This window comes from Streptomyces sp. NPDC042002 (assembly GCF_055588305.1).
The window spans coordinates 255625-268374 of the sequence record NZ_JBVJCT010000002.1 but is presented as its reverse complement, the minus strand read 5'-3'; the positions used below and the strand labels follow the sequence as shown (position 1 = coordinate 268374).

Annotated in this window: 10 protein-coding genes and 1 pseudogene; 9 read left to right on the top strand and 2 right to left on the bottom strand. The window is 70.9% G+C overall.

All coding sequences use genetic code 11. The annotated features are described in order from the left end of the window. Window positions 1-3 precede the first annotated feature (3 nt). The 6 genes and pseudogenes from glpK (at window position 4) to ACZ6KY_RS03885 (ending at window position 5983) form a co-directional block, all read left to right on the top strand. The gene (glpK, locus tag ACZ6KY_RS03910; RefSeq protein WP_469308705.1) at window positions 4-1521 is read left to right on the top strand and encodes a glycerol kinase GlpK; all 1518 of its coding nucleotides are present in this window, start codon (window positions 4-6) and stop codon (window positions 1519-1521) included. 287 nt (window positions 1522-1808) lie between these two features. Beyond that, complete coding sequence (locus ACZ6KY_RS03905) at window positions 1809-2300, top strand: peptidylprolyl isomerase (protein WP_469308704.1); 492 nt, start codon at window positions 1809-1811, stop codon at window positions 2298-2300. A 92-nt stretch (window positions 2301-2392) separates the two neighbouring features. Beyond that, window positions 2393-2593: pseudogene (locus tag ACZ6KY_RS03900) on the top strand (winged helix-turn-helix transcriptional regulator); the annotation flags it as partial. A gap of 321 nt (window positions 2594-2914) precedes the next feature. Next, window positions 2915-3556 (top strand): hypothetical protein, encoded by a 642-nt coding sequence (locus ACZ6KY_RS03895; protein WP_469308703.1) that lies wholly within the window; start codon window positions 2915-2917, stop codon window positions 3554-3556. Between the two features lie 385 nt (window positions 3557-3941). Next, the gene (locus tag ACZ6KY_RS03890) at window positions 3942-4376 is read left to right on the top strand and encodes a DUF485 domain-containing protein (protein ID WP_469308702.1); all 435 of its coding nucleotides are present in this window, start codon (window positions 3942-3944) and stop codon (window positions 4374-4376) included. After that, complete coding sequence (locus tag ACZ6KY_RS03885) at window positions 4373-5983, top strand: sodium/solute symporter (RefSeq protein ID WP_469308701.1); 1611 nt, start codon at window positions 4373-4375, stop codon at window positions 5981-5983. The genes ACZ6KY_RS03890 and ACZ6KY_RS03885 overlap by 4 nt, the downstream gene beginning before the upstream one ends. 127 nt (window positions 5984-6110) lie before the next feature. Here the strand turns inward: ACZ6KY_RS03885 and ACZ6KY_RS03880 are convergent, their stop codons facing one another. Both ACZ6KY_RS03880 and ACZ6KY_RS03875 read right to left on the bottom strand, forming a co-directional pair. Further along, window positions 6111-7604, bottom strand: coding sequence for a long-chain-fatty-acid--CoA ligase (locus ACZ6KY_RS03880; RefSeq protein WP_469308700.1), 1494 nt, complete (start codon window positions 7602-7604; stop codon window positions 6111-6113). Continuing rightward, window positions 7601-8680 (bottom strand): TauD/TfdA family dioxygenase, encoded by a 1080-nt coding sequence (locus tag ACZ6KY_RS03875; RefSeq protein ID WP_469308699.1) that lies wholly within the window; start codon window positions 8678-8680, stop codon window positions 7601-7603. The genes ACZ6KY_RS03880 and ACZ6KY_RS03875 overlap by 4 nt, the downstream gene beginning before the upstream one ends. Before the next feature lie 158 nt (window positions 8681-8838). On the opposite strand from ACZ6KY_RS03875, the gene ACZ6KY_RS03870 reads away from it, so the two are divergent. The 3 genes from ACZ6KY_RS03870 (at window position 8839) to ACZ6KY_RS03860 (ending at window position 12746) form a co-directional block, all read left to right on the top strand. Further along, a complete protein-coding gene (locus ACZ6KY_RS03870) occupies window positions 8839-9840 on the top strand; it encodes an AraC family transcriptional regulator (RefSeq protein WP_469308698.1) in 1002 nt (333 codons plus the stop codon). 378 nt (window positions 9841-10218) lie between these two features. Then, window positions 10219-11271 carry a beta-keto acid cleavage family enzyme gene (locus ACZ6KY_RS03865; protein ID WP_469308697.1) on the top strand — a complete coding sequence of 351 codons (1053 nt, stop codon included), beginning with the start codon at window positions 10219-10221 and terminating at the stop codon, window positions 11269-11271. 500 nt (window positions 11272-11771) lie between these two features. Then, window positions 11772-12746, top strand: coding sequence for a quinone oxidoreductase family protein (locus ACZ6KY_RS03860; RefSeq protein ID WP_469308696.1), 975 nt, complete (start codon window positions 11772-11774; stop codon window positions 12744-12746). Window positions 12747-12750 lie beyond the last annotated feature (4 nt).

The window sequence follows — 12750 nt, the reverse complement described above, 5'->3', positions numbered from 1 at the left end:
CCCATGGCTGACTTCGTGGGCGCGGTGGACCAGGGGACCACCAGCACCCGATTCATGATCTTCGACCACGCCGGCAACGAGGTGGCGAAGCACCAACTGGAACACGCCCAGATCCTTCCGCGCTCCGGGTGGGTCGAGCACGACCCGGTGGAGATCTGGGAACGCACCAACTCGGTGATCCAGAACGCCCTGCGGCACGGAAACCTGACCGCGGAGGACCTGGCGGCGATCGGTATCACCAACCAGCGGGAGACCACCGTCGTGTGGGACCCGCGCAACGGCCGTCCGTACTACAACGCCATCGTGTGGCAGGACACCCGGACCGACTCCATCGCCGCGGCCCTGGAACGTTCCGGCCAGGGCGACGTGATCCGCCGCAAGGCGGGGCTGCCGCCGGCGACCTACTTCTCCGGCGGCAAGATCCAGTGGATCCTGGAGAACGTCGACGGCGTCCGCGAAGCGGCGGAAGCGGGCCACGCCCTCTTCGGCAACACGGACGCCTGGGTCCTGTGGAACCTGACCGGCGGCCCCGACGGCGGCATCCACGCCACCGACGTGACCAACGCCAGCCGCACCATGCTGATGAACCTCGAAACCCTCGACTGGGACGACGAACTGCTGGGCTTCTTCGGTGTGCCGCGCGCCATGCTGCCCAGCATCAACTCCTCGTCGGACCGCGAGGCGTTCGGTACGACGCGCACCTCCCGGCCGTTGCGCGCCCCCATCCCCATCACCGGGGTGCTCGGCGACCAGCAGGCGGCCACGGTCGGCCAGGTGTGCTACGCGCCCGGCGAGGCCAAGAACACCTACGGCACGGGCAACTTCCTGGTCCTCAACACCGGTACGGAGCTGGTCCGTTCGCAGCACGGCCTGCTGACCACCCTCGCCTACCGGTTCGGCGACAGTCCCGCCGTCTACGCGCTGGAAGGCTCCATCGCGGTCACCGGATCCGCGGTGCAGTGGCTGCGCGACCAGATGAAGATCATCACCAACGCGGCCGAGAGCGAGACGCTGGCCCGCAGCGTGGAGGACAACGGCGGGATGTACTTCGTCCCGGCGTTCTCGGGCCTGTTCGCCCCGTACTGGCGCTCCGACGCCCGCGGCGCGATCGTCGGCCTCGCCCGGTACAACAGCAACGCCCACCTGGCCCGGGCGACCCTGGAGGCGATCTGCTACCAGAGCCGCGATGTCGTCGAGGCCATGGAGCAGGACTCCGGAGTCCATCTCGACGTGCTGAAGGTCGACGGCGGCGTGACCGCCAACGACCTGTGCATGCAGATCCAGGCCGACGTCCTCGGCGTACCGGTCAGCCGTCCCGTCGTCGCGGAAACGACCGCGCTCGGCGCCTCGTACGCGGCGGGTCTGGCCACCGGCTTCTGGAAGAACACCGACGAACTGCGCACCCACTGGCAGGAGTCCAAGCGCTGGGAGCCCCAGTGGTCCGAGGACCGGCGTCAACAGGGGTACGCCGACTGGAAGAGGGCGGTGGAGCGCACGCTCGACTGGGCGAAAGTGGAATAGGCAGGGCCCGTCGGTCACGCGGGTGACCGACGGGCGTTCCGTTCAGTCCCTGGCTCGTACCGCGTCAGGGACTGAACGCACTCCCGGGGTCCCGTGTGCAGTCGCGAACCAGGGCGCTCTCGCCGGAGACCCCGGTGTCCCCGGTGACTTCCGGGGCGCGTTTCACCCGGGGCCCATCACCCCGTGGCTCCGGGCCACACACCGAATGATCACCCCCGGTCACGCGTCCACCGCCTCAGCTTCTCTATGCTCGGGGGCGAACATTCGCATCCATGAGGAGCAGAGCAATGAGCGAGAACGTCTTCTTCGAGGTCACCGCCAACGGCGAGCCGATGGGCCGCATCGAGTTCAAACTCTACGATGACGTCGTCCCGAAGACCGCGCAGAACTTCCGTGAGCTCGCCACCGGCGCACACGGTTTCGGTTACAAGGGCTCGCCGTTCCATCGGGTCATCCCGGACTTCATGCTCCAGGGCGGCGACTTCACGCGGCAGAACGGCACGGGCGGCAAGAGCATCTACGGCGAGAAGTTCGCCGACGAGAACTTCACGCTCAAGCACACCAAGCCGGGTCTGCTGTCCATGGCCAACGCGGGCGCGAACACCAACGGCTCGCAGTTCTTCATCACCACCATCGTCACCGACTGGCTGGACAACAAGCACGTCGTCTTCGGCGAGGTCGTCCAGGGCATGGACGTCGTGAAGGCGATCGAGGCGCTCGGCAGCCGTTCCGGCACCACCTCGAAGAAGATCGTCGTCTCCGACTGCGGCACCGTCTGAGCGGTCCGGCAGCCTGGGTCCGCCCCACGGACGAGTGCTGACGGAGGCGGCGGCGCACCACCCGCCGCCTCCGCCTGGCGGCGCTCGGCCCCCTGACGCAGACGCTGCGCCGCCTCCAGGACAACGGGCTCGTCGAGCGGCGCGCGTACGCCGAAGCGCCACCGCGCGTGGAATACGGCTTGACCGAGCTCGGGCGCACCCTCGATGAGCCCATCAGAAGGCTCACCGGTCGGGCGCGATCCAACGGCGAGGCGGTCGTCGCCTTTCATGAGGCGGCTGAGGCCGAGGACGCGCAGACCGCGCCCTTCGGGCAGACCGCCCGTTCTTTCGGTGTGGCGTCGGCTGACCGCCACCACGGTCGCGGCGGTCGTGCGGCGCCCCCGCCGGGCCCACCGCGCGGTCCGCCGCGCAGGACTCCGCAGTCACCGGAACCGATCGCGGCCCCACGCGTCGCGGGGCCGCGAAAGAGTTCAGCCGGATTCGTGGCCGGATCCCGTACTCCAGGGGACCGGCCCGCCCGCGAGGGGTAGCCCCTTCCCGCACACGCCGAAGCGCGCGAGGGTTGGGGGGAGCTGGCCCGAGTGACACCGAGGGGGCGGACACCAGGGAAACGCTTGTCAGGGCGCGCGCAGCGGCAGCGAGCCATCCGCCGGCTGCGCGCGGAGGGGCAGTACGGGCCCTTGCTCCGTGAAGTGCTGCCGGCCCTCGCCGGGGTCGTCGTCACCTTGTGCGCGCTCGTCGCCGGCCTCGCCGTCGGCTACCGGGTGGCCGGCATCGGCGTGCCCCTCGGCGCGCTGGCCCTCGTGGCCGTCGCCGCCCCGGCCGCGGTGCGGCGGCACCGTCCGCTGGCCCGTCGGCGCCTCGGCTTCTACACACCCGAGGAACTGGCGGAGCTGGACACGGCGGGACTGGCCCTGGCCGTGTCCCGGATGCTGCGCCGGGACGGCTGGCGCGTGCTCCCTCAGCGGAGAACCGAGGACCGCGTCCGTGTACGCGCGCGGGACGGTCGCGGACGGCGGCTGGAGGTCGCCTTCCGGCCCGTGGCCGAGCCGCTGCCCGACGAGGACGCGCCCTCTCGCGCGGGACGTCCGGGCGGCCCCGGCCCGCCGCTCCGACTCGTGGTGCACCGCGGGGCCTTCACTCGGCGTGACGTCCAGTGGGCGCGGCGCCAGGGCGGCGTTCGGCTGATCGACGGTTCGTGCCTGCGGCGCTGGGCTCACGGGACACCGCTGAACGAACTGAGCGACACCTCCTGAGTCCGCACGGGCACGATCGCCGATCCCCGCGGGGCCCCTGCCGCGGGGCACCACGCCGAGACGCCCTCGAAACGCCTCCCGGACCGCCTCGTCGACCGACCCGTACACCCTCCGCCCCCCGCCTCTCGGTGCCGCGAACGGCGACTCCGCGCGCACCGGACGTCCCGATCACCCACGCCACTTCCCTCACTCGAAACGCGGGCGCAACAGCGGTTACACCGACAACAGGCGAGGTCAGCGGCGTGAACACGTTCCGACCAGGTAGTTGAAGGAAACCCCTTCGCACGGGCCGAAGGGCCGAATAGCGTGCGAGGACCCGAGCCGTCCCCCTCCACCGTCCCGCGGTCCGTGTACGCCGGGCCCGCACCCCCACCAGGAGACCGGCATGTCGTACGACAGCTCCGCCCCGCGTCCCGCGCGACCGCCGCACGAAGAGCACGACTCCCCCGCCCACCACGACCCGGAACCCACCGGGGAATCCTTACGCGGCGGGGAATCACCCCGCGCCTGGACCGGGCACCATCGCGATCTGCGCATCCTGCGCCGCGCCTACCGGCGGCAACGGCGCGTGACCACGTTCGCCGTGCTCGGCTGCTTCACCCTCTTCCTCGGTCTCTCCGCCGGCGCCCCCGGTTTCATGGACCGTCCCGTGACCGGAGGCCTGTCGACCGGCCTGGTGCTCGCCCTCTCCCAGATCCCCGCCACCTGGCTCGCCGTGCTCGTCTACGAACGCACCGCCCGGCGCTTCGTCGACCCCCTCGCACGCCGCGTGAACCGGAGCACTCCCTGGGCGAGCGGCGAGCAGGAGCGGGAGCTGTGAGCGCCTTCGGCGGCTCCCCGCAGTCCTGGTCCCTCGTCGCCTTCTCGGTCGCCGTCACGGTGACCCTGCTGCTGTGCGTGCTGACCGGCCCCGACAGCGACGACCTCGCCGAGTTCTACACCGGCTACCGTTCCCTGTCCCCGCTGCGCAACGGACTCGCCATCGCCGGGGACTACATCTCCGCCGCGACCGTGCTGACCATCGGCGGTGTGATCGCCCTGTGCGGTTTCGACGGTGTCGTGCTGGCTCTCAGCACGCTGCTCTCCCTGCTGGTGCTGATGTTCCTGCTGGCCGAACCCCTGCGGAACACGGGCAAGTTCACCATGGGCGACGTGCTGGCCCGAAGGATGCCAGGTCGGGCCGTACGGATCACCGCGTGCGGCGTCACGATCGCCGCGCTCGTGCCGATGATGCTCGTCCAACTCGCCAGCACCGGGCAGCTGTTGGCCTTCATCCTCGGCTTCTCCGACAACTCCATGAAGACCGGGTGCATCGTGGGAGTCGGCACCCTGATGATCATCTACGCGGCCATCGGCGGGATGCGCGGCACCGCGTTGATCCAGCTCCTGAAGATGGTGGTGCTCCTCGGCTCCGGAATCGTCGTCGCCCTGCTGATACTGAGCAGGTTCCACTGGAACCCCGGGACCCTGTTCACCGCGGCCGCGAAGCGCAGTGGCTCACCGGCCGCGTACCTGCACGGCGGGCTTCAGTTCGCGGGCGGCCCGCACCCACGGCTCGACATGATCAGCACGCAGTTCGCCATCGTGCTGGGAGGCGCCTGTCTGCCGCACGTGACCATGCGGATGTTCACCGCCAACAGCGCCCGCCAGGTGCGGCGTTCGATGTCCTGGGCGGTGTCCTCGGTCGCGTTGTTCATGCTGGTGGCGGGTGTTGTCGCCATAGGGGCGACGGCGATGATCGGCCGGGCCGGCGTCACCGCCGCCGACCCGCACGGGCACACGGCCTATCTGCTGGGCTCGTTGGCCGCGTTCGGCCCGGTGATGTCCCGGGCGGAGACCCTCGTGTTCACCACGGTCACCACGGCGATCTTCCTCACTCTGCTCGCCTCGGTCGCCGGGATGACCCTCGCCTGCGCCAACTCGCTGGCCCACGACGTCTTCGCGGGCCGGAGGACCACCATGTCACCGCAGCGCGAGACGGCCTTCGCCCGCGGCTCGGCCCTGGTCGTCGGCGCGCCCGTGATCGCCCTCGCGGTCGTCGTCCAGCACCGCAGTCTGCAGCCGCTCGCCACCCTCTCCTTCTGCGTGGGCGCCTCGGCCATCGCTCCCGCCCTGGTCTACAGCCTCTTCTGGCGCCGGTACACGCGCACCGGCCTGATGAGCACGCTCATCGGCGGCACCCTCGCCGTCCTGATCCTGATGCCGGGCACCAGACTGGTGTCCGGCTCCCCGACGTCCGCTTTCCCCTCCGCCGACTTCAACTGGTTCCCGTTCACCACCACGGGGCTGGTGTCGATCCCGCTGGGCTTCGCCTTCGGCTGGCTCGGCAGCCTGCTGTCCGGCCGTCGCGCGGGGGACCGGGAACGAGGGGTGTACGAGGGTGTCGAGAGCCTGATCCTCGCGGGGCCGCGGCCGAGGGAACGCTGAGGGTGGCAGGGCGACCGTGCCGGTCTCCGCGCGGCCGTCGCCGCGCGGTTACCGCCACCGCCCTCACCCGTACAAGTGCCGCTGACCGCAACCTCGCGTTCAAGTGCCGCCGGCCACAGCCGCGCGTTCAGGTGCCGCTGACCACGATCTCGCGCTTGAGGATCTTGCCCGTGGGGCCCTTGGGCAGTTCGGCCGCGATCGTGACGATGCGGGGGTACTTGTACGCCGCGACCCGCTCCTTCGTGTGGGCGCGGATCTCCTCGACCGTGGCCTCGGCACCGGGCCGGAGCGTCACCACCGCCGCGACCTCCTCACCGTGCAGGGGGTGCGGCACCCCCACGACGGCGGCCTCGGCGACGGCGGGGTGCTCGTACAGCACCTCCTCGATCTCCCGCGGGTAGACGTTGTACCCGCCGCGGATGATCATGTCCTTCTTGCGGTCGACGATGAAGTAGAAGCCGTCCTCGTCGACACGGGCCAGATCACCGCTGTGGAACCATCCGCCGCGGATCGCCTCCGCGGTGGCGTCCGGGCGGTTCCAGTAGCCGGTCATGACGTTCTCGCCGCGGATGGCGATCTCGCCGATCCCGCCGGGCTCGACCTCCCCGCCGTCCTCGGCGACGAGCCGCATCTCGACCCCGCGGATGGGCAGCCCGATCGACCCCGGCTTGCGCGGGCGGTCCGGGTGGTTGAAGGCGGCGACCGGCGAGGTCTCGGACAGTCCGTACCCCTCCAGCACGGCGGCACCGAAGCGCCGCTCGAAACCGTGCAGCACCTCGACCGGGAGCGCCGACCCGCCCGAGACGGCCAGGCGCAGCCCGGCGGGGTCGAAGCCCTCGGGGAGTTCGGCGTGCAGCAGCGCCGCGTACATCGTCGGCACGCCCAGGAACACGGTGACCCCGTCCCGGGCGATGATCTCCAGGGCGCGCCGCGGGTCGAACCGGGGCAGCAGGGTCAGCGTGGCGCCGGCGGCGACCGCGGTGTTGAGCCCGCAGGTCTGGCCGAAGGCGTGGAAGAGGGGCAGGCCGCCGAAGAGGACGTCCTCCGGTCCGACCTGGAGAAGGGTCTCGGACGTGGTGAGGGTGTTGCCGGCCAGGTTCCGGTGGGACAGTTCGGCGCCCTTGGGCGTTCCGGTGGTGCCCGAGGTGTAGAGGATCAGTGCGGGATCGTCGTCGGTCCGGTCCGGGGTGTCGCGCAGCGGTTCGTGGCCGCGCAGCAGGGCGCCGAAGGCCTCGGGCTCGGTCACCAGACAGTCGGCACCGGTCTCGGCGGCGGCCTTCGTCACCTCGTCGGCGAACAGCGGGAAGACCAGCGCGATACGCGCCCCGCAGTCGCGCAGGGTGAAGGCCACTTCGCGGGCCTTGAGCAGCGGGTTCAGCGGGACGACGACACCGCCGGCCCGCAGGATGCCGTAGTAGAGGACCGGGAACAGCGGGACGTTGGGCATGGTCAGCGCGACACGGTCGCCCGGCAGGAGGCCGCGGTCCCGCAACAGCGCGGCCACCCGTGCGCTGGCGTCGTCGAGTTCGGCGTAGGTGAGCGTGCTGTCGTCATGACGGACGGCGACACGCTCGCCGTGGGCCGCGACGGTGGCGGCCAGGAGGGTGACGAGGTTGGTCATGCCGGGTATCTCCTTGAATTCGTCGCGCCGGGCGCGGCGGTGCGGCGCGGTCGGATCACATCGCGAAGAGTGACCCACTGGCGTGCGTCCTGGCTACCGGGCCCTTGCGGGAAGGCGAGCCACAGGCGCAGCAAATGGCGTTGGTGTTCCGGTGACCGATGGTCCTCGAACGCCGAGCGGGCGTGCATCACCCGGTGTGTGTTGAGCAGAAGCAGGTCCCCGACCTGGAGGTCGAGGTCCAGCCGGTACTCCGGGGAGCCGGCCACGGAGTCGATCAGATCGAGGAGCTCCCGGTCCGCCGGCTCCAGGCGGGGCACCTCGGGGAAGCGCTGGGCGGATTCGAGATAGCACCGGTTGTACCGCATGCTCAGTGCCCCGGAAGGGCCGTCGGGGAGGGAGACCAGCGGGGCGGTCGTATAGGGCGGCTCGCCGGGAGCGTGTTCGTCGCGGCGGTCGAAGTGGTACGTGCCGTACAGGCGGCCGGCGAGATCGGGGCGCAGGTCCAGTACGGCGTTGTGGACCGCGGCCGAGCTGACCAGGGAGACGCGCCCGCCGGTGCGGGGCGACCGCAACGGCAGCAGGGCGAGGAGATCGGCGCCGCCGGTGTGGAAGGGCAGGGCCTCGCGGGTCTGGTAGCCGCGTACGGCGGGGTCGCTCAGGCTGCGTCCGGTGTCCCGGACGTGGCCGAGGACGAGTCCGTCGGCGTTCTGCGGGACAGGGTGCCCCAGGTGCCGGCCGAGGCCCCAGAAGACGGTGCTCGCGGCACTCTCGCCGAGCCGCTCGACGGGGATGCCCCGGACGATCGCGAACCCGCGTCCGTTTTCGAGGACCCCGGCGAGGCGCCCCAGGTCGGCGGCCAGGGTGGGGAGCGGGAAGTCGGCGGCCGTCAGCCTCAGCAGGGTGCGATTCCGCCGGCGTGCCTCGTGCAGGGCGGAGTCGATCTCGGCGAGCCGGGGCGCCGACAGGTCCAGCCGCCACTCCTCGGGGTGGGTGAGGTCCCGGCCCCGCCACACCGAGGGGCCCGAGCGGGGCGTGGGCGTGGGCGGTGTCCGGTCCGCGTCCGTCGTACCTGTCATGTTCGCCTCCGATCCGTCGCGTGTTCACCTGCCCGCGAGTGGTCCCCCTGAGCGGGCCCGGCCGGTGAGTGGCGTCATGCTAGGTTCCTCGACCACCGCCGCGCTTGTCGTGGCGGGACAGGAGACTAGGCTTTTCGGGACATCCCTGGAGCGTGCCCATGAGACCTCTGGTCCGCACCGCCGCCCTGAGCGGCTATGTCGAGCTGTGCCGCTCCCTCGGCATCGATCCGCAGGCGCTGCTGAAGCGGGTGGGTCTGGACACCGCCGCGCTCACCGTCCAGGACCGGTGGATCTCCGGTACGGCCGCCGTCGAGGTGCTGGAACTGTCGGCTGCCGAGTCCGGTCACGAGGACTTCGGGGTGCTGCTCGCGGAGTTCCGGCGCTTCTCCAATCTCGGCCCCATCAGTCTGGTCGTCCGCGAGGAACCCGACGTACGCAGCGCGCTGGAACTGCTGATCCGCCACCAGTACATGTACAACGAGGTGCTGCACACCCGGCTGTCCGAGGGGGACGGACTGGCCACACTGAAGGTGGATCTGCGGCTCGGTGAGGCGATGGAGTCCCGGCAGGCGACGGAGCTGGCCGTCGCCGCCTTCCACCGCATCCTGAGCGACTTCCTGCACACCGGCTGGCAGCCGCTCTCCGTGTGGTTCCGGCATCCGGCGCCGACGGACAGCACGGAACACTGGCGCACGTTCGGGCCCATCGTGGAGTTCGACCGCGAGATCGACGGCATCGTCTTCTACGCCGACGACCTCGACGCGCCCAACGCCATGGCCGACCCGCTGCTGCGCGCGTACGCCCGCCAGTACTTCGACGCGATCGCCGTCCCCAAGGACACCACCGCCGCGGACCGGGTGCGCGAACTGATCGAGGTCCTGCTGCCGACCGGACGCTGCTCGATCGAGCAGGTCGCGCGCAGCCTAGGCGTCGACCGGCGCACCGTGCACCGCCATCTGGCCATGTCGGGCGAGACGTTCTCCTCGCTGCTCAACGTCACCCGCCGCCATCTCGCGGAGCAGTTCGTCGCGAATCCGCGGCGCTCGCTGACGGAGATCTCCGACCTGCTGGGGTTCTCGTCGCTGAGCGGCTTCTCGCGCTGGTTCCGCGAGCAGTTCGGGTGCAGCCCCAGAGCGTGGCGCGGAAGCAACGCTCCCTAGCGACTCCGGCTCTCCGCACTCCAACTCCCTTACGCAGGCTGCCGTGACGGGTGGGACGGGCGTCCGGGTCCCGCGCCGCCCCGCGCCGCGCGTCGCACCACCGATGTCCCCAATTGACAAATCATCTGTCCCCTGACGGCAAGCACACCCATGGACTCCGCCCTACCTTTGCACCACCGCACAGAAGACGCGGTTGGCCACCGGAGGGAGCCGTGCCACTCCCCCGGCACTCCCTCCGGAACGGCCGGCCGCGGCGGGCCATCTCGCGCCCGCTGTCACCCGGTGACCCGCATCGATCCCCGCCGGACATCCCAGGCCCGCGCAGTTCGCGGCGATGCCCCCGGCGAGTGATCACCGATCCGACGAAGGAGACGGACCGTGCACTTCCACGACGACTCACTGTTCCCCGAGAACCAGGAAAAGCTCGTCATCCAGGCCGCTCCCTACGGGCCCGAATGGCTTCCCGGAGACGCCGACGACCTTCCCCTGACGATGGACGAGCACGTGCAGGCGGCCGTCGACTGCTACAACGCCGGCGCCACCGTCCTCCACATCCACGTACGTGAGCTCGACGGCAAGGGCTCCAAGCGGCTCTCCATGTTCAACGAGCTGATCGGACGCCTGCGCGAGACCGTGCCGGACATGGTCCTGCAGATCGGTGGGTCCATCTCGTTCGCCCCGGAGGGCGAGGGCGCGGACGCCAAGTGGCTCGACTTCGACAGCCGCCACATGCTCGCCGACCTGGACCCGAAGCCGGACCAGGTCACCATCGCGATCAACACCAGCCAGATGAACATCGTCGAGATCATGACCGACGACGATCTGGAAGGCACCTCGATCGCCAAGCCGGACTACTACAAGGCGTACCGGGACATGTACCTGGAGGCCGGTCCGGACTTCTACCTGGAGCACCTCAAGCGTCTGGCCGCGAACGGTATCCAGCCGCACTTCCAGCTCGCCACGCTGGCCCAGCTCGAAACCGTGGAGCGGCTCATCCGGGCCGGAATCCACACGGGCCCGCTCATCCTCAACTACGTCGCGATCGGCGGCGGTTTCGCGGGCCGTCACCCGGCCGACCTCATCGAGTTCGTCCGTCGCGCCCCTGACGGCGCCGTCCTCACGATCGAGAGCTCCATGCGCGCCGTGGCACCCATGAACGCGATCGGCATCGCGCTCGGCGTACACGTCCGGGTGGGCAACGAGGACAACCTGTGGCGGCGCAAGGGCGAGCGCATGTCCAGCGTCGAGCAGGTCGAGCAGATGGTGCAGATCTCCGAGGCGCTCGGCCGTGACATCGCGACCGGTGCCGAGGCCAGGAAGATCTACAAGCTCGGCGAGACCTACGCGGACGCCGACGAGACGCTGGCCCGCCTCGGCATGGTGCCGAACCGCGTTCCCGGCCGGCGCGGCTTCATGCTCCGCGACGCCTGACCCGCCGGTCGGGCCGCGGTGCCGGTCCGCCCCGCGGGCGCAGAACACCCGCGCGGTGGGCCCGACTTGCCGCACGGCCCAGCGCCGCGGCCCGACCGGCCTGGGCCAGGACCACCGTCCGGGCCCGCCGGACCGTGGCAGGGGCCACCGTCCCAGTCACCGCGCCAGGGTCAGGGTCAGGGTCAGGACCACGGTCCCGGCCCGTCCGGACACGGCAAGGGCCACAGTCCCGGTCAACCGGCCAGGGCCAGGACCAGGTCCACCGTCCTGGCCCCCGGCCACGGCACAGGCGCATGCGCCGGGGTGATCGTGGCGCGGGCCCGCTCGGTCGCTCGGTCGGGTACCGGCAGGTGTGCCGACCCGACCGGCCGCCGGGCGCGGCCGGGGCCACCGCGGTACCGCTCTACGCGTCATGCCACGCGGCCGCCGGGGTCAGGCCCCCCGGCTCCGGCGGCCACTTCCTCTCCCCTTCCACCTGACACGAAATACGGAGCGCTCCCGTGGCCCACGCCATTCGATTCAAGGAGACCGGCGGTCCCGAGGTCCTGCGCTGGGAGGAGGTCGTCGTCGGCGGCCCCGGCCCCGGTGAGGTCCGGATCCGCCACCACGCCGTCGGACTCAACTTCGCCGACACCTACTTCCGCACCGGGCTCTACCCCGCGGCGCTGCCCGCCGGGCTGGGCGTCGAGGCGGCGGGCGTCGTCGAGGCGGTGGGCGAGGGCGTCACTCAGTTCACCGAGGGCGACCGGGTCACGTACACCGGAAGTCCGCTCGGCGCCTACAGCACCGAGCGGGTCATGCCCGTCGACTCGCTGATCAAGCTGCCGGACGGCATCGCCTTCGAGACCGCCGCGGCGATGACCATGCGCGGTCTGACCTCCGCGTACCTGCTCCGCAGGATCCACCCCCTCAAGGCGGGTGACACGATCCTGCTGACCGCGGCGGCGGGCGGCGTCGGCCTCATCGTCTGCCAGTGGGCCAAGCTGCTCGGTCTGAACGTCATCGGCACGGTCTCCACCGAGGAGAAGGCCGAACTGGCCCGCGCGCACGGCTGCGACCACGTCATCCACTACCGGTCCGAGAACGTGGCCGAGCGGGTACGCGAACTCACCGACGGCGCAGGGGTCCCGGTGGCCTTCGACAGCGTCGGCAAGAGCACGTACGCCTCCTCGCTCGCCTCACTGCGCCGCCGCGGCCTGCTGGTCTGCTTCGGCACCGCCTCCGGTCCCGTCCCGCCCATCGACGCCATGCAACTCGCCGTCCAGGGCTCCCTGTTCGTCACCCGGCCCGCCCTCGCCGACTACATCGCGGACCCCGCGGAGCGGGCGGACCTCGCGGGCGAACTCTTCGACCACGTCACCTCGGGCCGCATCACCATCGAGGTCAACCAGCGCTTCGCCCTCGAGGACGCGGCCCAGGCGCACCGCGAACTGGAGGCCGGGCAGACCACCGGATCGTCCGTCTTCGTCCTCTGAGCCC

Excerpts from the sequence above, each read along its gene's own strand:
- ACZ6KY_RS03905 (WP_469308704.1), top strand. The coding sequence starts at position 1,809 with ATGAGCGAGAACGTCTTCTTCGAGGTCACCGCCAACGGCGAGCCGATG.
- glpK (WP_469308705.1), top strand. The coding sequence starts at position 4 with ATGGCTGACTTCGTGGGCGCGGTGGACCAGGGGACCACCAGCACCCGA.
- ACZ6KY_RS03890 (WP_469308702.1), top strand. The coding sequence starts at position 3,942 with ATGTCGTACGACAGCTCCGCCCCGCGTCCCGCGCGACCGCCGCACGAA.
- ACZ6KY_RS03875 (WP_469308699.1), bottom strand. The coding sequence starts at position 8,680 with ATGACAGGTACGACGGACGCGGACCGGACACCGCCCACGCCCACGCCC.
- ACZ6KY_RS03880 (WP_469308700.1), bottom strand. The coding sequence starts at position 7,604 with ATGACCAACCTCGTCACCCTCCTGGCCGCCACCGTCGCGGCCCACGGC.
- ACZ6KY_RS03870 (WP_469308698.1), top strand. The coding sequence starts at position 8,839 with ATGAGACCTCTGGTCCGCACCGCCGCCCTGAGCGGCTATGTCGAGCTG.